The following is a 21971-nucleotide window of genomic DNA, read 5'->3' on the forward strand; positions in this document are numbered from 1 at the left end:
AGCAGATGAAAAAGATAGCGGTTGTAGAAGATGAAACATTTATGAGAGAAGAGCTGGAATGTATATTTCAGAAGGCAGGATATGAGGTAGTCTGCATTACGGATTTCGGCAGGGCGTCTGAGCTCATTCGCAGGCATGCGCCCCACCTTGTGCTGCTGGACTTGAACCTTCCGGGGAAAAGCGGGTTTGACATATGTATGGAACTAAAGGAACACGGCAGCATTCCGGTGCTTGTACTGACATCAAGGAACCATCTGAACGATGAGGTGAGGGCGCTGCGCCTTGGAGCCGACGAGTATCTGACGAAGCCGTGCCGCAAGGAACGCCTTCTCGCCAGGGCAGAGAATCTGCTGCGCCGGTATGAGGGGAGGGAACATATCATTCATCTTGGGGACCTGTCTCTGGACACGCACACGTATACGCTGTATGCATCCGGCTCGTCCATCCTGCTGCCGGAGAATCAGGGGAAGATTATGGAACAGCTTATGAACAGCACAAAGGCGGCGGCCACGAAGGAGCAGCTGAGCGAGACGCTTTGGGGAACGACGGAATACATCGATGAAAATGCTCTGCAGGTCAACATGACGAGACTTAAGAAGTCGCTTGCCCGTCTTTCTCTGGAAGGAAGGATAGAGACGGTGAGAGGCATAGGCTATCGGCTGGCAGGAAGGGAACCAGATGGAGAAGATTAGAAACATATGGGAAAGATGCATGGATTATAAGATATGGCTCGGGCTGCTTCTCATCTCGGATGCTATTTTCGGTCTCTTCCTCTGGCTGGCGGATATCCGGGCGTTCTGGGAATTGGCTGGGCTTATTCTCTTATTTTCTGTCCTTCTTTTTGGGGCAGCGGCCGTATGGACGTGCCGCAGGGAGAGCCGGTGTGAAGATGCAGTAACTGAATATCTGAACCGCCCGGATAAGGAGCAGGAAGAAGAGGCGATTAGCGCCCTGAGCGCGAGGGAACGCCGGGAAATCCGGCTGGCGGCAGAACTGCTGCGGGGAAAAGAGGAACGCTTGCAGGAACAGGCGGGTCATCTTGAGGGATATGAAGAATTCATCGAGTCGTGGGCGCATGAGATTAAGACGCCGCTCGCGCTTATGACGCTTCTCCTCGACAACCGGAAGGGTGAGATAGAGCCGGATATTCATAAGCGGCTGGAGTATGCCAGGAACCAGATGCAGGGATATGTGGACCGGATATTGATATATGCAAGGCTGAAAGCGGTACACAAAGATTACCTGCTGGAAGAAGTGAGCGTCGCTGAGTGCATCGGCGAAGTGCTGTCAGAATATGAAATGCTCCTACATGAGGCCGGCTTCCGGGTTACGGCAGATGTCGCCGATGCGAAGGTGTATACGGACAGGAAAAGCTTCTGCTTTATTTTAAGCCAGATCGTAAGTAATTCCATCAAATATACAAGAAGGGATGTGACATGTCCGGAGCTTGTCATAACAACCCGAAAGTCCGCTGCAGATAAGAAATTATTACTAATCTTGGAGGATAATGGAGCAGGGATAAGAGAAGGCGACCTGCCGTTTATCTTTGACAAAGGATTTTCCGGAGACGCCGGAGGCCAGAGGAAGAAGTCGAGCGGCATGGGGCTGTATCTTGCAGGACAACTTGCAGACGAACTTAAGATTGGTATCGATGTGCAGTCATCCTATAAAAAAGGAACGCGGTTTACATTGGCATTGTAACTTATATTACCAATATAACTCTCCTTTTTATGCAGATACTAAAAGTGCAGCAAACTTTTAGCTGGCAAGTATTTAGTATATACAGGAAAGGAGAAAATTATGTCAAAAGAACATTTAGCAATTGCCAATATACCGATGCAGGACTACGGTGAGATATATGATGATAAGAAAGCACTGTGCACCGGTACCATATTTGAAGCGCTGGATATGCCGTTTTTTGCGACGGACAGCGACAAAGGCAATAAGAAAAGTGCCCTGTTCGGTACGGAAAAGAAGCTGCCGGAACAGGAAGAAAGAGAACAGCTCATGACACAGATAACGGAGGTCAGCTTCGTAATTGATGATCTGACACTATACCTTGACACCCATGGCGCTGAGGCTCAGGCGCTGAGCCTGTTTGAGCAGAAGCTTACGGAGAGGGAGACGCTGAAAAAACAGTTTGCAGAAAAGTTCTACCCGCTTACCCGTGAGTGCATTCCGTATTGTGGTAAGAAAGAGGACGGCAGATTCTGCTGGCAGACTGGGCCGATGCCCTGGGAAGGAGCGTGCGTATAATGTGGCAGTATGAGAAGAGATTACAGTTTCCGGTTAAGATTACAAAGACATGCCCGAAGACGGCGCAGATGATCATAAGCCAGTACGGTGGTCCGGACGGGGAGTTGTCCGCTTCCATGAGATATCTGGCTCAGAGGTATACGATGCCGGTCAAGGCGGTCGGCGGCCTGTTGACAGATATCGGGACAGAAGAGCTGGCCCACATGGAGATTATCTGTGCCATGGTATACCAACTGACGAAAGACCTTACGATTGAAGAGGCCAAAACAGCAGGTTTTGACGCTTATTATATCGACCACACGACAGCGCTCTGGCCGCAGGCCGCAGCGTCTGTTCCATTTACGGCGCTGGAATTCCAGTCCAAGGGCGACGCAATAGCTGACCTGACCGAGGACCTGGCCGCAGAACAGAAAGCCAGGACCGTCTATGACAATCTGCTGCGCATGATAACGGACCCGGAAGTAAGAGAACCGCTTAAATTTCTGCGTACAAGGGAGATTGTCCACTTCCAGCGTTTCGGCGAGGCGCTGGAGAAGACGAAGGACGAGCTGGACAGCAATAATTTCTACTACTTCAACCCTGAATTTGACAAAGACAAATTCCACGGTAAGCTTTAGAAGGCCAGAACAGGTGTGAAGCGGTAAGTCTGCTCTTTTTCATGCATGTATATTGCGTGTATGGAGGAGGGCAGCCTTATCCTTTTGTCTTCAAGTCAGTGAAATTATTGCAAGAAAAGTAGATGGGCAGTGTCTGCCTGGATTCGGCGGAAGAGAATAACGGGCAATTACCGGATGAAGGATAATATTACGAAGTGTTTGGAAGATTTCAGAAAGATATATGTAGGCAATAAGAACCGGAAGGAAAAGAGGTGTACATTCTGGTTCTTATTTTTTTGGGCTTTGATGCTATAGCAGCATCTCGTACAGCCCGAGTACGATCAGTATCATGCCGGAGACCGGTCCGGCCCACCGTTTCAGAGCGCCCGATACTCCTATCCGGCCTATTTTATTACCGGCGTGCAGGAATACCATACAGATGAGTAAAGTGGCGATGGAGGTGGGGATGAGCTTCATCCCTGAGATGCTGGCGCCTATGCCCATTCCCATATTATTTACGGTGAGCGCGCAGGCGATGAGGATTGCTTCTTTCAGAGATATTGTCTTATCCGGCGGTTCTGCCTCCGGATTATCCCAGTCATCCGGCGGCAGCTTGCCCTGACGGTACTCTATTATGGATTTTACCGTATAATACAGGCCAAGGATGATGAGGACGACACAGCCGATTCTCTGGGTGACGCTGGCCGGAATGAATAAGGTGAGCTGCAGTCCCATATAGATGGAGAATATCGTTCCGGCAAATGTAATCAGGCTGATGACAATATTTTCAGCAAAGGGTACGCGCTCCTTTTTGATACCATAGGATATTCCGACGATCAGGGTGTCTATGTTGGCGGACAATGCAAACAGTATAGATGATATAAGGTGCATGGACATTGCTCCTGACTTTAGGTGTATACTCTTTTTACTAATATATTCAAAAGGGCGGCATATGGAACTGTCCCATGTCATAGACTGTTAGGAATCCGTTATACAGGAGCATGTATGCGTAAGTTTGTTATATCACCGAAGGGCATTGCCGCCGAGCTGCTTCTGATTGTCCTTGCCGCCGCGCTTCTATTTGGAAGGGCAAACGCGGAGAAGACGGCCGCCGTGGCAAATGAGAAGGAAGATGACTATATCAAATGGGTGGAGTTTAATGTATGTTATGAGGCATTGGACAAAGCGTACCAGTATGATGTAGACACCTACGGTAAGGAACCACATCTGGACTGGGTAGAGCTGCTTTCATTTCTCGGGGCAAAGTACGGGGGCGATTTTACAAGCTATAAGGCCAGTGACATGGATACGCTGGCAGAACAGCTGTCCCAGGACGGGACCGATATGGAAACACTCACGAAAGACATGCAGTATTATGAATATTACCATGAGGCTTATGAGTCCGTGCTCGGCGGCATGGTCGGAACGTTCAAGATCCAGGGGGAAGACGGGAAATATACAGAAACATACGGACTGAAAGCCTTCCATCCTATCGCCAAAGGCTTCCCTTACGGTGATTATGATGATTTTGGAGTATCCAGGACCTATGGCTATAAGAGAAACCACCTGGGGCATGATATGATGGGGCAGGTGGGTACGCCGGTAGTGGCTGTGGAGTCCGGCTATGTGATGGAGCTCGGGTGGAACCAGTACGGCGGATGGCGTATAGGAGTAAGCAGCTTCGACAACAGGCGGTACTATTACTATGCTCATCTGCGCCAGGACTTCCCTTTTGCCAAATCGTTGAAAGAAGGCTCGGTCGTGCAGGCCGGAGATGTCATCGGCTATATGGGACGTACAGGATACAGTACGAAAGAGAATGTCAATAACATCGACACGTATCATCTGCATTTTGGCCTGCAGCTTATCTTTGACGAATCCCAGAGGGAAGGGAACAATGAGATATGGATAGACCCTTATCCGCTCGTCCGGTTCCTGTACAGAAACCAGTCGACGGCAAAACGGGATGATGCCACGAAGGAGTGGCAGCGCATATATAATATCAAAGATCCGGCGGTAGAGAAATACATAAAAGACAGCCAAGACAAGTGAAAGATTACTTTTACAGCCAGCTGAAAGTAGAGTATAATAGCTATATCAGATTTGAAGGACAGGACAGGAGGCTGCAAATTGGAATACGATCAGATATCTTCTCTTATATTAGATGAAAGTGAAAACATGGTATATATATCAGATATGGAGAACTATGAGTTGGTGTATATGAACAAAGCGCTGATGGAAAAGTTTGACATCGACCGTAAGTGCATCGGGGACAAATGTTATAAAGTCCTTCAGGGGCTGGATAGTCCGTGTCCGTTCTGTACGAACGAGTATTTGAAGAAGAATGGCTGTCATGTATGGAAACATTACAATCCTATATTGAAACAACACTACGAACTGAAAGATAAGCTGATAGAGATTGACGGCAGGAGCATGCGGCTGGAAATCAGCATGGACATTACAGAATCTGAGGCAGAGCACCTTGAACTGGAGCGGCAGCTGTCTGTAGAAGAGACGCTGGTGGAATGTATTCATACGCTGTCGGAACATACGGAGATTGATACGGCTATCGAAAAGCTGTTGCGTATAATCGGCGAATTCTATCAGGCGGAGCGTGCATATATATTTGAGATAGATTACGATGCACGGACAGTGTCAAATTCTTATGAATGGTGCAGAGAGGGTGTTACGCCTCAGATTGACAATCTGCAGAAGCTTCCCATCTGCGTGGTGGATGTATGGCTTGAAACATTCAAGTCCAGGGGTGAATTTTATGTTGATTCCCTATGTGAATTTGTGGAGGAAGGTTCGGCGGATTATGAACTCCTTGCCTCCCAGGGGATTGAGAAGCTCATGGCAGCGCCCTTCTGGAAGGAGGGGGCGCTTATGGGATTCATCGGTGTGGATAATCCTACCTGTGGCACGGAACAGATAAAGCTGCTCCAGTCTGTGCCGTACTTTATAGAAAATGACATAACAAAGCGGCATATGCTCGATAACTTCCGGAAGCTGAGCTACAGAGATACCCTGACCGGACTTGGGAACCGCAACCTTTATATAGAGACGATTGAGAAGCTGCAGGATACGGAGCTTAATTCGCTGGGCGTCGTGTTTATCGACATCAATTCGCTGAAGGCATCTAACGACAAATACGGACATGAGTACGGAGACTGCATCATCCAGAATGTGGCATCCGGACTGTCTGAAATATTTCCGGAAAATGCATACCGTGTCGGGGGAGACGAGTTTGTCTGCCTGTTCATCAATGGCGGCCAGAGCGAGTTTGACAACCGTCTTATGCGTCTGCGGAGGTTTGAGCAGGAAGATTGTATGTGTGACTTTTCCATGGGAATCAATTATCGTGTGGGCAACGTGGACGTCAAAGAGCAGATTGGATACAGCGACAACATGATGTATGTCGAGAAGCAGGTCTATTATGGCAATGGCGTAGAAGGGAAAAACTCCTATCACGAGATGCTTGCCAAAAGGCTTGTAGAAGAAATTGCGTCAGGCGAATTTGAAGTGTACCTGCAGCCGAAGGTAAATATAGATACAGGAGAACTGTACGGCGCGGAGGCGCTTGTCAGAAGGCGGACGGGGGATGGGGAAGTTCTTATGCCGGGACAGTTCATCCCTTTGTATGAGGCCGAGGGGGTTATCCAGCAGCTGGATCTGTATGTGTTCGAAGAGGTGTGCAGGCTTCTGGATAACTGGAAGGAAAAAGGATACCGTATGATTCCGATTGCCGTCAATTTCTCCAGAATCAGCCTGATGGGGATAGACATCATAGAAAGCCTTGCCAGGATAAGAGGAAAGTATCAGGTCGCCCCCGGACTATTGACGATCGAGGTTACGGAGAGCATAAGCAGGATGGGAGCAGAGGCGCTGGGACAACTGATGGAGCGGTTTAAAGATCACGGATTTGCATTCTCTCTGGACGATTACGGGACGAAATATTCCAATCTGTCGCTTCTCGCCCGACTGGAATTCAAGGAGCTTAAGATTGATCAGAGCCTTATCAGGGATATCATGACGAACAGACGCTCGCGCATCGTGCTGGAACACACGATTCAGATGTGCCAGGAGCTGGGAATCATCACGGCGGTCGCCGAAGGGATAGAGACGGAGGAACAGCGAGAGCTTCTAAAGAGCTACCACTGTGATATCGGACAGGGATTTCTCTTTTCCGAGCCGATACCGATAGGAGAATTTCTGGACAAGTATGGAAGAGACTATCTATATTGACGTATAGGCCGGAAGGGCTTACAGGAAAAATAAGACAAAATTCAGAAACTGTTTATAGAATTATAAGGTGTGCAGAGGTATAATTACCTTATGTTTCACTGCGGTGCAAATTTGCGCGGTACGAAGTGTAAGCGCTGCCGGAGGGTCAGCTTAAGGAGGATATCATGTTTTTGAGGCGGAAGTCCGGATATGGGACAGAAACAGAAGAAGAGACATATGATTATGAGGAAGAGCGTGCTCCGGTCACACGCTGCGAGCCGGACTACAGAGAGGGCCTTTCAGCCAGGCAGGTGGAGGAATATGCCGCGGCGGGATACCGGAACGTCTCTGTGGATCCCCCGGCGCAGACAGTAAAAGAAATTGTACATGAAAATGTATTTACGTATTTCAACCTTATATTCGGAGTACTGGCCGTGCTGCTCTGTCTGGTCGGGTCCTTCCGTAACCTGACGTTTCTGCCGGTCATCATCGCCAATACGCTTATCGGCATCGTGCAGGAAATCCGGGCCAAGAACACCCTTGAAAAGCTGACGATGCTCCATGCGCCGCAGGCGTCTGTGGTGCGTGAAGGAAGGACGTCGACAGTCGATTCTGAGGAACTGGTGCTGGATGATATCGTCATCTTCAAAGCAGGAAATCAGATCTGCGCGGATGCGGTCGTGGCAGCAGGCGAGGTGCAGGTCAACGAATCTCTTCTGACCGGAGAGTCCGATGAGATTACGAAGAAAAGGGGAGACCATCTGATGTCCGGAAGCTTTGTAGTCGCCGGACAGTGCCACGCGAGGCTGGAATATGTGGGAGCCGATTCCTATATATCCAAGCTGACGCTGGAAGCCAAGGCGATGCAGAAGGGCGAGCAGTCTGAGATGATGCGTTCTTTGAACAAGCTGGTGAAGTTCATCGGCATCGCTCTCATACCGATTGGAATCGCCCTTGTGGTACAGGGACTGTTCTTCAACCATGAGACGTTCCGCAGCAGCATCACCTCCATGGTAGCCGCTGTTATCGGAATGATACCGGAGGGCCTTTATCTTCTTGCCAGTGTCGCGCTGGCGGTCAGTTCCATGCGGCTCGCAAAGCAGAAGGTGCTGCTTCACGACATGAAGAGCATCGAGACGCTGGCGAGGGTGGACGTGCTCTGTGTGGACAAGACCGGGACGATTACAGAGAATACGATGAGCGTCAAGAAGCTTATTCCAGTCAGTACCAAAGGTGATGACAGCCTTTCCAGGCAGGTTGGAGATTTTGCGCTTGCCATGAGCAGCGACAACAGTACGATGGAAGCGCTCAAGTCTTACTTTAAGGAGCACTCGGACGAGAAGCCGGTCAAGGTTACGCCGTTTACGTCCAAGACGAAATACAGCGGAGTCACCTATGAGGACAAGGCCCACGTGCTCGGTGCCCCGGAATTCATCCTCCGGGACGATTATGAGACGTATAAAGAGGAGATACAGCAGTATGCGGGGAAGGGATACCGGGTGCTTGTCTTTGCAGACTATGATGGTGAGATTGACGGGAAAGCGCTGACAGGAAAAGCGATGCCCCTTGCCTATATACTTCTGGCCAACCCGGTCAGGAAGGAAGCGCCTGAGACATTTGCTTATTTTTCAGAGCAGGGAGTAGAAGTGAAAGTCATATCCGGCGATAACCCGCTGACGGTGTCGGAGGTGGCCAAGGAAGCCGGTATCAGAAATGCTGAGAGCTATGTGGACGCTGCCATGCTTCATACGGACGAGGACATTGCGGAAGCAATAGCAGATTATACCGTGTTCGGACGTGTGACGCCGGCACAGAAGCGCCAGTTCGTGCAGGCGCTCAAAAGTCAGGGAAGGACCGTTGCCATGACCGGTGACGGTGTCAACGATGTGCTCGCGCTTAAGGATGCGGACTGCAGCGTCGCCATGGCATCCGGGAGCGAGGCGGCAGTCCAGGCTTCCCAGGTGGTGCTGCTCGAGTCGGATTTTGCGTGCATGCCTTCTGTTGTCCTGGAAGGCCGCAGGGTTGTCAATAATATCCAGCGCTCGGCAAGCCTGTTTCTTGTCAAGAATATATTCTCCTTCCTGCTATCATTGTTTTCAGTGGCCTTTATGATTACCTATCCTCTGGAACCGTCACAGATATCGCTGATCAGTATGTTTACCATAGGGATACCGGCGTTCTTCCTGGCACTGCAGCCGAACAGGGAGGTGATCAGGGGACATTTCCTGACGAATGTATTCCTGAAGGCGCTGCCGGCAGGACTGACAGACGTGCTTGCGGTCGGCGCACTCGTCGTGTTCGGCAGAACCTTTGACGTGAGCCCGACGGATATCTCTACAGCGGCAACGATGCTGCTTGCAATTGTCGGATTTATGATTCTGTTCAAGATATGCCAGCCGCTCAATACGCTGCGGATCATCGTCTGGATCGGGAGCATTACCGGACTTCTGGCGTGTAGCATCTTCCTTCCCGATCTGTTCGCCATTACGGGAATGTCCGCGGAATGTATCATGCTTTTCGTCGTATTTTCAATCGCGACAGAGCCTGTGCTGCGCTACCTGACGCTGCTGGTCGGATGGCTGAGGCAGCTTTACCGGAAACGGATTAAGAAAGAGGCCGTGGAATGAGGCAGCTTAGATATCTAATGTGCCGCCATCCAGGTCTTTCCACTGAAAACGGCCGTCAAACAGCATATAGCCGCGTGAGGAGCCTTCCTTCGGGATAGAGACGGAGCCGGGATTCATATACGTATAACCATCCATGTCCTCATTGGCCGGTACGTGGGTGTGCCCGTTCAGCAGGACATCTCCTTTTTTTAGGGGAGGCGGCGTCTGGGGATTAAAGTGGTGGCCGTGGGTGGCGTATACAGTACGTCCGCCGAGTTCCAGCAGGCAGTAATCCGCCATGACCGGGAAATCAAGAACCATCTGGTCTACTTCTGTATCACAGTTGCCACGGACGCAGAGCAGTTCCCCCTTCATCGCGTTCAGCATGGAGGCGACCTCCTTCGGATGATATTCTTTCGGCAGGTCATTGCGGGGACCGTGGTACAGGATATCGCCGAGCAGCAGAAGGCGGTCTGCCTTCTCCTTGTGGTATGCGTCAATCATTTTTCTACAGTAATATGCTGATCCGTGGATATCAGATGCAATCATAATTTTCATAACATATATGTTCCTTTCCGTTTGTTTTTGCATATTTTATCATAACACAACTGCCATTCGTTTACTACCTGCTGACGGATGGAGAGAGGGAGGCTTTATGAGCAAGAGAATGAGTATTGAGCGGGCAGGGTATGGCGATGTTCCTGCGATTCGGAGAATCATGGTAGAGGCCCACCGGCTTATCCATGATTCGGGCTGGTATGTCATCGATGATACCTCTTTTCTGGAACGGCATATCGAAGAAGAGGGTATTACATTAAAAGCTGTTATGGACGATGCTATGGCGGGTTTCCTTGTTGTCCGTTATCCGGGAAATTCTGAAGATAATCTCGGGAGCTATATAAAGCTTACGGAAGAACAGGGGATGGCAGTGGCGCATATGGAGTCCGCGGCTGTCGTTCCTCATTTCCGCGGCCGCGGAATCCAGAAGCAGCTCATGGACAGCGGCGAGAAACTGCTGGCGGGTACGGAATATAAATATGTGATGGGAACGGCACACCCGGATAACATCTACAGTGTAAATAATTTCCTGAAGCTTGGATATGACATTGTAGCGGAAGAAGAGAAGTACGGAGGACTGCCCCGCTATGTATTCTTTAAAAACATATGAGGCACAATACATAATGCTGCCAAGGCACTGTTACTCGAGGTACAGTGCCTTTAATGTGTCCCTTTTAGCTTCGTCCAGTCCGACTTTATCTTCCAGGAACGCACGGATGCTGCCAGATGTCTGCTTCATAATGGTAAAGACCCTTTCAAGATAATCTTCCTTTACTCCCATACAGATCCGTATGCTTTCCAGTGCAGACGATTCTTTGATCCGGTGGGAGAGCTGGCTTATAATCTTGTCAACCTCTTTTTGCAGAAACGTGCCTGTCATCATATAGTCTTCCATAATCGTATCGTAATCCACGCCCAGTGTAAAGAGAAGCATAGCGGTACCGATACCGACCCGGTCCTTACCGGCGCTGCAGTGCCAGAGCGTGGCGCCGCCGGTCTGTGCCGCGAGGAAATCAAAAAAGCGGCGGTACTGCTTCAGCGAGTATTCGTTGGTGATGATTTCTTCATACATCTGCCGCATATAGGCGGCCGGGTCTATGCCCCGCTCTTTCATGCTTATGGTGGCCTCTCCGAGGGAGAGCTGCCTGTCGGATTCTTCATCGTGGGTAATTCCGGCTGTCATGGCTTCTAAAATGGGATTGCTTATGTGCTGCACCCCTGGAATATCCGGGTCCGGGCTTTCGGACTGTTCATGCGTGGTGCGGAAGTCTACTATGTTCTTTAAGCCGTATGTATAGACGAGGGTCTCCTTGTCCTGCCGGGTCATATCACGGAGCATGCCGCTTCTTATGAGTCTGCAGGGTCTGATGTGCCGGTTTCCTGCTGCGGGGAACCCGCCAAGGTCACGTGTGTTGAAGAGCCCATCAAGTGGAATTCGTTTTATTTCTTTCATAATGGCCGACCTTTCTTATTATTGATACTTTTCAGTATACCTCATTGAGCTGCCTGCATTCAATACGTTGGTATGGAAATGGAGGAAGAATTTGTCACGCCACAGCAGAGTGTGATATACTGTCTTTATACAGATTGATCTGCCATAGGCTGCTGCCGGCAGACCGCAGCAGGACAGCAAAGGGGGATATCATCATGACAGAAGAATTGATAAAAGAAGTGAAGCACATTCAGAAATGTCTTGCAGGTAAAGACATGCGGGGCGACGAGTGGGAGGAGAAGCAGGAGATTATCAACAAGCTTGAAGAGGTATCGGATTATTTGAAGGATGCCCTTGGGAAAGGAATTGAGTTTTAGAAGATGATAGATGCACTTATATTTGACATGGACGGCCTGCTGTTTGATTCTGAGCGCATTGTCCAGCGCTCTTGGGAGGACTGCGGCAACGTACTTGGGATTCCGCAAATGGGCAGTCATATATATCATACGCTTGGGATGAACGCAGCCAGCCGGAGAGTATATTTTTCACAGGCTGTCGGAGCGGATTTTCCACATGAGGAGTTTGCGGCTCTTACGAGGGTGCGTTTCCGTGAGATAACAGATAGGGAGGGGCTTCCTATGAAACCCGGGGTCAAAGAGCTTCTTCGGTATGCGCGGGCGCACGGGCTTAAGACTGCTGTCGCCACTTCTTCAAGAGGCGAATATGCGCTGCGCAATCTGACGGATGCTGGAATCAAAGAATACTTTGACGGCTTCGCATTCGGTGATATGGTGAGCCGGGCCAAGCCGGATCCAGAGATATATCTGTCCGCGTGTGGCGCGATTGAAACAGAAGCCGGCCGCTGCATGGCCCTGGAGGATTCTCCAAACGGCATACGTTCTGCCCACGCTGCGGGTATGGTGCCTGTGATGGTGCCCGACCTGGTAAGTCCGGATGAAGAATTGACGAGGCTTACATATAAAGTAGTGGAAACGCTGCACGAGGTACCTGCGCTGCTGGAGGCCTTCAATGGGAGAGGAGAGTAAACTGGGGCGCCGGGCGGAAGCCGGGTAGCATCTCCTTTACGAAACCAACTACTCTGCCTCCCATCGGCCGGAGGCCCCGCAGGGCAGTACCAGCCCCGAGTCTGTGACAGGCAGCCCGATTTCCTGGGAGTCTACATGGCCGTTATATTTCTTTAATTCCGTGCTGAGCATATAGGTCAGCACGGCAGGGGCAAGCCCTGTCGTATAAGAGTTGACAAGGAAGAACAGAGGCTGTTTGGACAATAGCTGGGCACATAATCTGATAAGCGGGTGTATGGCGTCTTCGATCTTCCAGATTTCCCCTTTTGGTCCTCGCCCGTATGACGGGGGATCCATAATGACGGCGTCGTATGTGTTACCCCGGCGTATTTCCCGCTCCACGAATTTGACGCAGTCATCCACAAGCCATCGTACTGGCCTGTCAGAAAGTCCCGAAGACGCTGCGTTTTCCTTTGCCCAGGCAACCATGCCCTTAGAGGCATCAACGTGGGTGACGCTTGCGCCTGCCGCTGCCGCCGCTAGAGTGGCGCCGCCGGTATAGGCGAACAGGTTCAGAACTTTTACGGGGCGTCCCGTTTTTTTATCTTATCGGAAAACCAGTCCCAGTTTACGGCCTGTTCCGGGAAGAGTCCTGTATGCTTGAAGCTAAAAGGCTTCAAGTTAAAAGTCAGCTCCTTATAGTGAATCTGCCATTGCTCAGGCAGATGGAAGAACTCCCATTCTCCGCCGCCCTTCTTGCTGCGGTGGTAGTGACCGTTTTTATCATGCCATCCTTTATGTTCCTTCGGGGTATCCCAGATGACCTGGGGGTCCGGGCGTACGAGGAGATAGCCGCCCCATCGTTCGAGCTTTTCGCCTCTGCTGCAATCTAATACTTCATAATCTTTCCACTGGTCTGCAATCCACATGTATATGAAATTCCTTTCTGTCCTTATTCTTCAATGTTGAAGCGGAACAAGGCAGATATGCCCTCTTCCGTGTATATCATGGGACAAGTATATCACAAAACATCTATAAAATCATCATATAGATAATCTCTATAATAGACGGCCATTATAAAAAAAGTCTATTTGATGGGCGGACGGAAGGTTTATATAATGAACATAGGTATTATTGCGGGGAACCGCTACATTTTATATTGCTTTAAGCAGACAGGAGTGGACGGCATGTTTATTGATATGCATATGCATGAGATGACTTATTCAAAAGACAGTTTCCTTACGCTGCGGGAAATCGTGGAGATAGGAAAAGAAAGGGGATTAGGAGGCATCTGCATTACAGACCATGACAGCATGGGACTGAGGGAGCATGCCAGAGAATATTCTGTAGAAGTGGATTTTCCCATTTTTACGGGGATTGAATATTATTCTCTGGAAGGAGATATCGTAGCATTCGGTATCAGGGAATATCCCAAAGAGCGCATACCGGCGCAAGAATTTATTGATATGGTCAAGTCCCAGGGCGGGGTCTGCTTTGCCGCGCATCCGTTCCGGAATAATAACAGGGGACTGGAAGAACATCTGCTGAAGGTGAAGGGGCTGGACGGCATAGAGGTGCTGAACGGAAGTACTTCACGCGAAGCATGCGGCAGGGCAGCGCTTTATGCCGACAGGCTTGATCTTGTCACTTTGGGCTCCAGCGACTGCCATGTACCGGAAAAGGTCGGCGTATGTGCCACTTATTTTCCGGAGGAAGTAAAGACGGAGGAGGAATTGCTTCGTGCCTTTAGGAAAGGCGGACTGAGACCGGCATATTACCACAATGGAAGGTATCATATCGTGGGGCTTGAAAGAAGCCTTGTCCCGCAATATTATACGAGATAAATGCTAATTTCCCATTTACCTTTTTCGGCATCAGTGATAGAATGTGTCTATAAGTGCCAGGTGTTGGGAACATCAAATTACTGGAAAGGTGGAAGTACGATGATTACAGTCAATGCAATGGGAGACAATTGTCCTGTCCCGGTTATCAAGACCAAAAAGGCAATACAGGCGCTTACAGGGCCGGAGACGATTGAAGTTCTGGTAGACAATGAGATTGCCGTGCAGAATGTGACAAAGATGGCAGAGAGCGAGGGAGGCAGGGTTGCTTCGGAGCAGACGGCCGAAGGGGCATATAGGATAACGATATTGATGGAGGATACTCCGGCTGAAAGAGCAGAGGAGGGCGGAACTCTTATCGTTGCTGTTTCCTCCGACCGGATGGGCACAGGTAATGACGAACTCGGTAAGGTGCTGATAAAGGGATTCATCTTTGCCGTAACGCAGCTCGATGTGCTTCCGAAGGCGATGCTGTTCTATAATGGGGGTGCTACGCTTACGGCAGAAGGTTCGGATTCTCTGGAAGACCTAAGGCTGCTTGAGTCCCAGGGTGTCGAGATAATGACATGTGGGACATGCCTTGACTATTATGGCCTGAAGGAGAAGCTTGCGGTCGGGACGGTGACCAATATGTACAGCATAGTTGAGACTATGGCGGGGGCGTCTAAGATAATCAAGCCGTAACGGGAGCGGAAACTGGCCAAAGACACGGGACAGTTCAGATACAGACAGGAGGATGACAGGCATATGAAGCCAGAAGTGAGGCTGACACAGCTGAGCAAGACTGCGGGGTGAGCGGCCAAGATAGGTCCGGAGACCCTTGCCCAGGTTCTGGGTAAGCTGCCGCAGTTTGAGGATGAAAATTTAATAGTAGGCATTGAGACATCAGATGATGCGGCCATATATAAGGTGACAGACGATATTGCCATGATTCAGACCGTGGACTTCTTTACGCCTATCGTGGATGATCCGTATATGTTCGGGCAGATTGCAGCGGCAAATTCGCTGAGCGATGTATGGGCTATGGGAGGCGAACCGGCGGTGGCCCTGAACGTTGTCGGATTTCCGAACTGTCTGGATCCGTCCATACTCGGGGACATACTGGCGGGAGGTGCCGCGAAGGTCAAGGAAGCCGGCGCCGTGCTGGTGGGCGGCCATTCGGTACAGGACGACGAGCCGAAGTATGGGCTGTGCGTATCAGGCTTCGTGCATCCGGACAAGATATTTAAAAATTATGGATGCAGGCCGGGCGATATCCTCGTGCTGACCAAACAGATAGGAAGCGGAATTGTCAATACGGCAATCAAAGCAGAGATGGCATCCGCAGGAGCTGTCCGGGAGGCGCAGACAGTCATGGCATCGCTGAATAAGAAGGCGAAGCAGGTCGTAGAGCGCTTCGACGTATCGGCCTGTACGGACATCACGGGCTTCGGCTTGCTGGGCCACTGCGTGGAGATGGCCTCCGCAAGCGGTGTCACTTTTGAACTGAACGTGCGCGACATCGCCTACTTTGATGACGCCGTCGACTACGCGAAGATGGGGCTGATACCGGCAGGGGCATATAAGAACAGAGGATATTCCATAGATAAAGTAGAGACCGGGTCTGTGGAAGAGCATTATTTGGATCTGCTGTATGACCCACAGACCTCGGGAGGACTTCTCATCAGCGTGGCAGAAGAAAACCTTGCAGAGATGATGGGCGATTTCCGACAGGCAGGAATGGATACAAAAGTGTCAGTCATCGGGAGAGTAGCTGAGAAAAGTGACAGATTAATCAGGTTATTTTAAAAGGGGTCAGACCCCTATGCATATAGGGGTCTGACCCCTTTGAAGATTTTCACACAATTCAAACTATTTTGAAAGGAACAGTATTATGGACAAGAATATGTTGTACCGCAGTATTCCTAAGGTGGATGTGCTCCTGGAGAGCAAGGCCGTCCAGGGGATGATTGAACATTACAGCAGGGATACGGTGATGGAAGCGATTCGTGTTGAGACGGACAAGCTGCGTGCGTTTATCGGCCGATGTGATGATGAGGAGATGGCGAAGGCGCAGATTGAGATGCTGACGGCCCATATCGAGATGACGGTGGCAGCCATGCACAGGCCGAATATGCGTATGGTCATCAATGGAACCGGGACGATTCTTCACACGAATCTGGGCAGAGCTCCAATCAGCGGGGAACATATGAAGAAGGTGGCAGCGATTGCAACCGGATATTCCAACCTTGAGTACAATCTGGAAGAGGGCCGGCGCGGCGAGCGTTATTCTCATTTCGAGAAGCTGCTGTGCAAGCTGACAGGGGCGGAAGCTGCCATGGCGGTTAATAACAATGCAGCTGCAGTCATGCTTATCCTGAGTTCCATAGCCAAGGGGGGAGAGGTGGTCGTCTCCCGGGGAGAGCTGGTGGAAATCGGAGGCAAATTCCGCATACCTGACGTGATGGAACAAAGTGGCGCCACACTTGTCGAGGTGGGAACGACGAACAAGACACATTATGATGATTACGAACATGCGGTGACAGAGGCGACGAAGGCGCTGCTTAAGGTGCACACGAGCAATTACCGTATCGTAGGATTCACAGATACGGTGCAAATTGACGAGCTCGTTCCCCTCGCAAGGGAACATGATCTTCCTGTGATAGAAGATCTCGGCAGCGGCGTGCTGATTGACCTGAGCAGATATGGCCTGACGTACGAACCTACCGTACAGAATTCGATTGCCAAAGGCGCGGATGTCGTCTGCTTCAGCGGAGACAAGCTGCTTGGGGGTCCGCAGGCAGGCATTATCATCGGCAAGAAGAAATACATCGATATGATGAAAAGGAACCAGCTGACGCGGGCACTGCGCATCGACAAATTTACGGCTGCCACGCTGGAACTTGTACTGCAGGAGTACCTTTCTGAAAAGAAGGCAGTGGAAAATATCCCGGTGCTGCGGATGATTACAAAACCGCTTGAAGAAGTGGAGAAGGAAGCCCGTGGGTTTGCGAGTATGCTGGAAGATGCACATCTGCCGGCAGAGATTAAGACGGAGCACTGCGAGTCACAGATAGGCGGCGGTTCGCTGCCGCTGGAAAGGATACCGAGCATGGCAGTATCCATCCATCCGGAGAAAATCAGCGTGCCGGAGTTTGAAGAGCGCCTCCGCCACCTGCCGGTGCCGGTAATTCCAAGGACGGTGAACGACACAATCCTCTTGGATGTCCGCACCCTTGGACAAAGAGATTATAAATTGATAACAGAGCAGATAAAAGAACTGGATGTACTGGAAGAGACAAGTCTTATCGCATCACGTTAAGGAGCATTTAATTATGAAGAACATTATTATAGGCACGGCGGGGCACATAGACCACGGAAAGACTACATTGATCAAGGCTTTGACAGGCCGCAATACAGACCGGTGGGAGGAAGAGCAGAGGAGAGGCATAACGATTGACCTCGGCTTCACCTATTTCGACCTTCCGAACGGGGACCGTGCCGGTATCATCGACGTGCCGGGCCATGAAAAGTTTATCAACAATATGGTCGCCGGCGTCGTCGGCATGGATCTGGTCCTGCTTGTTGTTGCCGCGGATGAAGGGATCATGCCCCAGACGAGGGAGCATATGGACATACTCCATCTGCTCGGCATTGAGAAGAGCATCATCGTTCTGAACAAATGTGACATCGTCGATGAAGAATGGCTGGAACTGGTAGAAGAAGAGGTCAGAGATGAGCTGGAAGGAACTTTTCTGGAACATGCACCTGTCGCTAAGGTGTCAGCGGCAACCGGAGATGGACTGCCGGAATTGATAAGCATCATCGAACGGATGACACGGGATGAAGTGGTGCCCAAAGACATCCATACGATTCCAAGGCTTCCGATTGACCGTGTATTTACGCTTTCTGGCTTTGGCACGGTCATAACCGGGACTCTCGTAACGGGAACGATTGCGAAAGAAGATACGCTGCAGATGTATCCTGTCGGTAAGCCATGTAAGATTAGAAGCATTCAGGTACATGGGCAGGATGTAAAAGAGTGCTTTGCCGGACAGCGTGTGGCAATCAATCTGTCTAACGTGAAGAAGCGGGAGATAAAGCGAGGCTGCGTACTGGCTCCGCCCGACAGTATGAAAGAGACGGACCTTCTGGATGTGCGCCTGGACGTCCTTGAGTCGTCTATGCGGGTCCTGACCCATCATGCAAGGCTGCATCTTTTTACAGGCACTAGTGAAGTGCTCTGCCGGGCAGTCCTTCTCGACGCGGACGAGATAGGTCCGGGAGAGAGCGGTTACGTACAGCTCCGTCTGGAGGAAAGCATCGCGGTACGCAGAGGAGATAAGTTCGTCGTACGGTTTTATTCCCCGATGGAGACGATTGGAGGCGGCGTCGTGCTGGAGCCGAATCCGGGAGTGAAGAAGCGTTTCCGGGAAGACGCGATTGAAGAACTTAGGCGGAAAGAATCCGGCTCTTCTGTCGACGTGATTGAACTTCACATAAAAGAGCACGGTCAGTCGATGATTACGCTGGCCGAACTGGCAAAGCTGACCGCGCTTTCCATGGAAGAGGTACAAGAAGATGTAAAAGAGCTGGAAGCCTGCGGGACCGTATATTCCTTTGCCATGAGAAAGGATACTTATGTATGGCATGCAGACGCTGCCCGTGAGGCTGCGAAAGTGATTGCGCGGGCGCTGGCGGCCTTCGAGGAAAAGCATCCGTACCGGTATGGCATGAAGAAGGCAGAAGTTCAGGTGACTTACTTCCAGAAAATGAAGCCTAACGTATTTGACAGAGTGGTAGAGCTGCTGGAGGCGGACGGCCACGTTAAGCGGGTGGATGAATTCCTCTGTTCGCCTGAGTTTAAAGTATGTAAAGACAAGATTTATGATAAGGTGTCCGGCCTGATTACCGGGGCAGTCCAAAAAGCAGGGTATGATTTCGTACGCTATACGGACATAGACATGAAAGGGATGAGCCGGGAAATATCTGATGATATACTGAACATACTGCTTCAGGAAGAACTGCTTGTGAAGGTCACGGAAGATACGTATACGCTGAAATCTTATATGGATGAAGCCAGAGAGATCATCAGCGGAAGGCTCAGGGAGAATCCAGTCATAACGATAGCAGAGGTGCGTGATATATTCGGCACGAGCAGGAAAAGCGCGAAACCGATTCTGGAATATATGGACAGCATCAGGGTGACCAAGAAGACCGGGGCAGAGAGTGAGAGGGTAGCATACTAATGAATCTAAAACAGTTAGAAGCCTTTGTACAGGTGGCGGAGGGCGGAAGCTTTTCCAAAGCGGCAAAAGAATTATTCCTGACACAGCCTACGGTGAGTGCGCATATTTCTTCGCTGGAGAAAGAGCTGAATGTCCGTCTGTTCGTAAGGAATACGAAGGAAGTCAGCCTGTCGGACGACGGCAGGGAGCTATACAGATATGCGAGGCAGATGATAGATCTGGAGAGCCAGATAGAAGAAAAGTTCGGCTCGTCAAGGAAGGAGAAGAGACAGTGCATTACCATCGCGGCATCTACGATACCGTCTCAGTATCTTCTTCCAAAGGTGCTTATCAAATTCAGTGAGAAATATCCAGAGGAACAGCTGAAGATAATAGAGACGGACAGCACCAAGGTAATCGCACAGATTGTGGATCATCTTGCTGAGGTGGGCTTCACCGGCACCGTGCTGGAGAAGAAGCACTGCAAATATATACCGTTCTACAAGGATGAGCTTGTCATCATCACGCCCAATACAGATAAGTACAGGCAGATACAAGACGGGGGCGGAGAAGATATATCCTGGATTATGAAAGAACACGTCATCATGCGTGAGGAAGGATCCGGAACACGCAAGGAGGCAGGGAAGCAGCTCCGGCGTGCCGGCGTGGAGCTGACGGATCTGGATATCATAGCGAGTATCGAGAACCAGGAGACGATTAAAAAGTCTGTGCGTCGGGGGATGGGGGTATCGATACTGTCCAGGCTGGCTACTGCGGATGAGGCGGAAGACGGGCATCTGCTCGTATTTCCGATACCTTTTGCAGACGAAGGACGTAATATCAACCTCGTATATAATAAAAATTATCAGCTGTCGCGCTCCGCGGAACGTTTCATCAAGGTGGTAAGGTCTATATATCAGGATAAATAGAGCAGAAAACACCAATTATAGAATCTGTCTATAACTGGTGTTTTTTATCGGCCTTTTTGATTAGACGAAGGGAATAAATGGTAATATACTAAATGATAGAAGACAAATGTTAGAATTTGAAAGGACGTATGTACGGATGATATACATGGATAATGCAGCGACTACCATGCACAAGCCGAAGGAAGTGCTGGATGCGGTCATACAAGCTATGAGCTCGATGGGGAACGCGGGAAGAGGGGCCAACGAGGCCTCTCTGAGCGCATCCAGGATTATATATGATACGAGAGAAAAATTATGCACTCTGTTTCATGCAGAGAATCCGAGACAGATTGTATTTACGGCCAACTCTACGGAAAGCCTTAACATGGCAGTCAAAGGGCTTCTCGGGCCAGGGGACCATGTGGTGACGACGATGCTGGAACACAATTCCGTGCTCCGGCCGCTGTATGAGATGTCAGAACGCGGGACCAAGCTTACGGTTGTAAGGAGCAGCAGGCTTGGCACGGTAAAAACAGAAGACATTGAGGCCGCGATCAGGCCCGGAACAAAGATGATCGTTATAACGAACGGATCGAACCTGACCGGTAATTATGTCGACTTGAAACCTATAGGAGAAATTGCTAAAAAGCATGGCGTTCTTCTCGTCGTTGATGCCTCCCAGACAGCCGGCGTATTTCCAATCGACGTGCAGGAGATGAACATAGACGTGCTGTGTTTTACAGGACACAAGGGCCTGCTGGGCCCACAGGGGACCGGCGGCATGTATGTAAGAGAAGGCCTGGCTGTCCGTCCTCTGAAGAGCGGGGGGAGCGGAGTGCAGACATTCAGCAGGACGCATCCTTCGGAGATGCCGACTGCCCTGGAGGCAGGTACGCTGAACGGACATGGAATCGCGGGCCTGAATGCGGCGCTGTCTTATCTGGAAAAAGAGGGGATTGACAAGATACGCGGACGTGAACAGGAGCTTATGTGGAGGTTCTATAACGGGGTAAAGGATATCCCCTGTGTAAAAGTATATGGCGATTATAGCTTAAAAGAGCGCTGTGCAATCGTGGCGCTCAATATAGGTGATTATGATTCTTCAGAAGTGAGTGATGAACTTCTTACAGCATATGGGATATCTACAAGGCCGGGAGGACATTGTGCGCCACTCATGCATGAGGCGCTCGGTACTGTGGAACAGGGGGCTGTAAGGTTCAGCTTTTCCCACTATAACACCGATGAAGAAGTGGATACCGCAATAGCGGCTGTCCAGGAGTTGGCGGCAGACTGATCAGGGGTGACTAAGAAGGACTGA

At 50.3% G+C, this 21971-nt stretch carries 20 protein-coding genes and 1 pseudogene; 17 read left to right on the forward strand and 4 right to left on the reverse strand.

The window, feature by feature from the left end; genetic code table 11:
* Positions 1 to 5 precede the first annotated feature (5 nt).
* From HMPREF0980_RS15135 to HMPREF0980_RS15150, 4 genes are all read left to right on the forward strand, one after another.
* Positions 6 to 692: a response regulator transcription factor gene (locus tag HMPREF0980_RS15135; protein ID WP_049729925.1), complete on the forward strand. Its 687-nt coding sequence runs from the start codon at positions 6 to 8 to the stop codon at positions 690 to 692.
* Positions 679 to 1701, forward strand: a complete 1023-nt coding sequence (locus HMPREF0980_RS15140; protein ID WP_084002849.1) for a sensor histidine kinase — start codon at positions 679 to 681, stop codon at positions 1699 to 1701. The genes HMPREF0980_RS15135 and HMPREF0980_RS15140 overlap by 14 nt, the downstream gene beginning before the upstream one ends.
* Before the next feature lie 99 nt (positions 1702 to 1800).
* Positions 1801 to 2256, forward strand: a complete 456-nt coding sequence (locus tag HMPREF0980_RS18725; RefSeq protein ID WP_084002851.1) for a spore coat protein CotJB — start codon at positions 1801 to 1803, stop codon at positions 2254 to 2256.
* Positions 2256 to 2873: a manganese catalase family protein gene (locus HMPREF0980_RS15150; RefSeq protein ID WP_049729926.1), complete on the forward strand. Its 618-nt coding sequence runs from the start codon at positions 2256 to 2258 to the stop codon at positions 2871 to 2873. Before HMPREF0980_RS18725 ends, HMPREF0980_RS15150 begins: the two co-directional genes overlap by 1 nt.
* A gap of 288 nt (positions 2874 to 3161) precedes the next feature.
* Here the strand turns inward: HMPREF0980_RS15150 and HMPREF0980_RS15155 are convergent, their stop codons facing one another.
* Complete coding sequence (locus HMPREF0980_RS15155) at positions 3162 to 3743, reverse strand: manganese efflux pump (RefSeq protein ID WP_049729927.1); 582 nt, start codon at positions 3741 to 3743, stop codon at positions 3162 to 3164.
* Between the two features lie 114 nt (positions 3744 to 3857).
* Here HMPREF0980_RS15155 and HMPREF0980_RS15160 point away from each other — a divergent pair, with 114 nt between their 5' ends.
* The 3 genes from HMPREF0980_RS15160 (at position 3858) to HMPREF0980_RS15170 (ending at position 9703) form a co-directional block, all read left to right on the forward strand.
* Entirely contained in the window at positions 3858 to 4904 is a 1047-nt protein-coding gene (locus HMPREF0980_RS15160; protein WP_049729928.1) for a M23 family metallopeptidase, read from the forward strand.
* 78 nt (positions 4905 to 4982) lie between these two features.
* The gene (locus HMPREF0980_RS15165) at positions 4983 to 7097 is read left to right on the forward strand and encodes a sensor domain-containing phosphodiesterase (protein ID WP_242847422.1); all 2115 of its coding nucleotides are present in this window, start codon (positions 4983 to 4985) and stop codon (positions 7095 to 7097) included.
* Positions 7098 to 7261: 164 nt separating this feature from the next.
* Positions 7262 to 9703, forward strand: coding sequence for a cation-translocating P-type ATPase (locus HMPREF0980_RS15170; protein WP_049729929.1), 2442 nt, complete (start codon positions 7262 to 7264; stop codon positions 9701 to 9703).
* Positions 9704 to 9709: 6 nt separating this feature from the next.
* On the opposite strand, the gene yfcE is transcribed toward HMPREF0980_RS15170, so the two are convergent.
* Positions 9710 to 10240, reverse strand: a complete 531-nt coding sequence (yfcE, locus tag HMPREF0980_RS15175) for a phosphodiesterase (RefSeq protein WP_049729930.1) — start codon at positions 10238 to 10240, stop codon at positions 9710 to 9712.
* Positions 10241 to 10337: 97 nt separating this feature from the next.
* On the opposite strand from yfcE, the gene HMPREF0980_RS15180 reads away from it, so the two are divergent.
* Complete coding sequence (locus HMPREF0980_RS15180) at positions 10338 to 10850, forward strand: GNAT family N-acetyltransferase (RefSeq protein ID WP_049729931.1); 513 nt, start codon at positions 10338 to 10340, stop codon at positions 10848 to 10850.
* A gap of 30 nt (positions 10851 to 10880) precedes the next feature.
* Here HMPREF0980_RS15180 and HMPREF0980_RS15185 read toward each other — a convergent pair whose 3' ends face one another.
* Positions 10881 to 11693, reverse strand: a complete 813-nt coding sequence (locus tag HMPREF0980_RS15185; RefSeq protein ID WP_049729932.1) for a tyrosine-protein phosphatase — start codon at positions 11691 to 11693, stop codon at positions 10881 to 10883.
* Positions 11694 to 11887: 194 nt separating this feature from the next.
* Here HMPREF0980_RS15185 and HMPREF0980_RS19180 point away from each other — a divergent pair, with 194 nt between their 5' ends.
* Positions 11888 to 12049 (forward strand): hypothetical protein, encoded by a 162-nt coding sequence (locus HMPREF0980_RS19180; RefSeq protein WP_198146295.1) that lies wholly within the window; start codon positions 11888 to 11890, stop codon positions 12047 to 12049.
* A 3-nt stretch (positions 12050 to 12052) separates the two neighbouring features.
* On the forward strand, positions 12053 to 12718 hold the full coding sequence (locus HMPREF0980_RS15195) for an HAD family hydrolase (protein ID WP_049729934.1): 666 nt from the start codon (positions 12053 to 12055) through the stop codon (positions 12716 to 12718).
* Between the two features lie 48 nt (positions 12719 to 12766).
* Here the strand turns inward: HMPREF0980_RS15195 and HMPREF0980_RS19950 are convergent.
* A pseudogene (locus HMPREF0980_RS19950) lies at positions 12767 to 13626 on the reverse strand (class I SAM-dependent methyltransferase).
* Between the two features lie 258 nt (positions 13627 to 13884).
* Between HMPREF0980_RS19950 and HMPREF0980_RS15205 the strand changes: the two are divergent.
* From HMPREF0980_RS15205 to HMPREF0980_RS15235, 7 genes are all read left to right on the forward strand, one after another.
* Entirely contained in the window at positions 13885 to 14541 is a 657-nt protein-coding gene (locus tag HMPREF0980_RS15205; protein WP_049730038.1) for a PHP domain-containing protein, read from the forward strand.
* A gap of 99 nt (positions 14542 to 14640) precedes the next feature.
* Complete coding sequence (yedF, locus tag HMPREF0980_RS15210) at positions 14641 to 15222, forward strand: sulfurtransferase-like selenium metabolism protein YedF (protein ID WP_049729935.1); 582 nt, start codon at positions 14641 to 14643, stop codon at positions 15220 to 15222.
* 63 nt (positions 15223 to 15285) lie between these two features.
* Entirely contained in the window at positions 15286 to 16326 is a 1041-nt protein-coding gene (gene selD, locus HMPREF0980_RS15215) for a selenide, water dikinase SelD (RefSeq protein WP_084002855.1), read from the forward strand.
* Between the two features lie 85 nt (positions 16327 to 16411).
* Positions 16412 to 17839, forward strand: a complete 1428-nt coding sequence (gene selA, locus HMPREF0980_RS15220; RefSeq protein WP_049729937.1) for an L-seryl-tRNA(Sec) selenium transferase — start codon at positions 16412 to 16414, stop codon at positions 17837 to 17839.
* A 13-nt stretch (positions 17840 to 17852) separates the two neighbouring features.
* Positions 17853 to 19766, forward strand: coding sequence for a selenocysteine-specific translation elongation factor (gene selB / locus HMPREF0980_RS15225; RefSeq protein ID WP_049729938.1), 1914 nt, complete (start codon positions 17853 to 17855; stop codon positions 19764 to 19766).
* Positions 19766 to 20674, forward strand: a complete 909-nt coding sequence (locus HMPREF0980_RS15230; protein WP_049729939.1) for a selenium metabolism-associated LysR family transcriptional regulator — start codon at positions 19766 to 19768, stop codon at positions 20672 to 20674. The genes selB and HMPREF0980_RS15230 overlap by 1 nt, the downstream gene beginning before the upstream one ends.
* Before the next feature lie 136 nt (positions 20675 to 20810).
* Complete coding sequence (locus tag HMPREF0980_RS15235) at positions 20811 to 21947, forward strand: aminotransferase class V-fold PLP-dependent enzyme (RefSeq protein WP_084002857.1); 1137 nt, start codon at positions 20811 to 20813, stop codon at positions 21945 to 21947.
* Positions 21948 to 21971 lie beyond the last annotated feature (24 nt).

Source organism: Dorea sp. D27, from assembly GCF_001185345.1.
Classification (GTDB): Bacteria; Bacillota; Clostridia; order Lachnospirales; family Lachnospiraceae; genus Extibacter.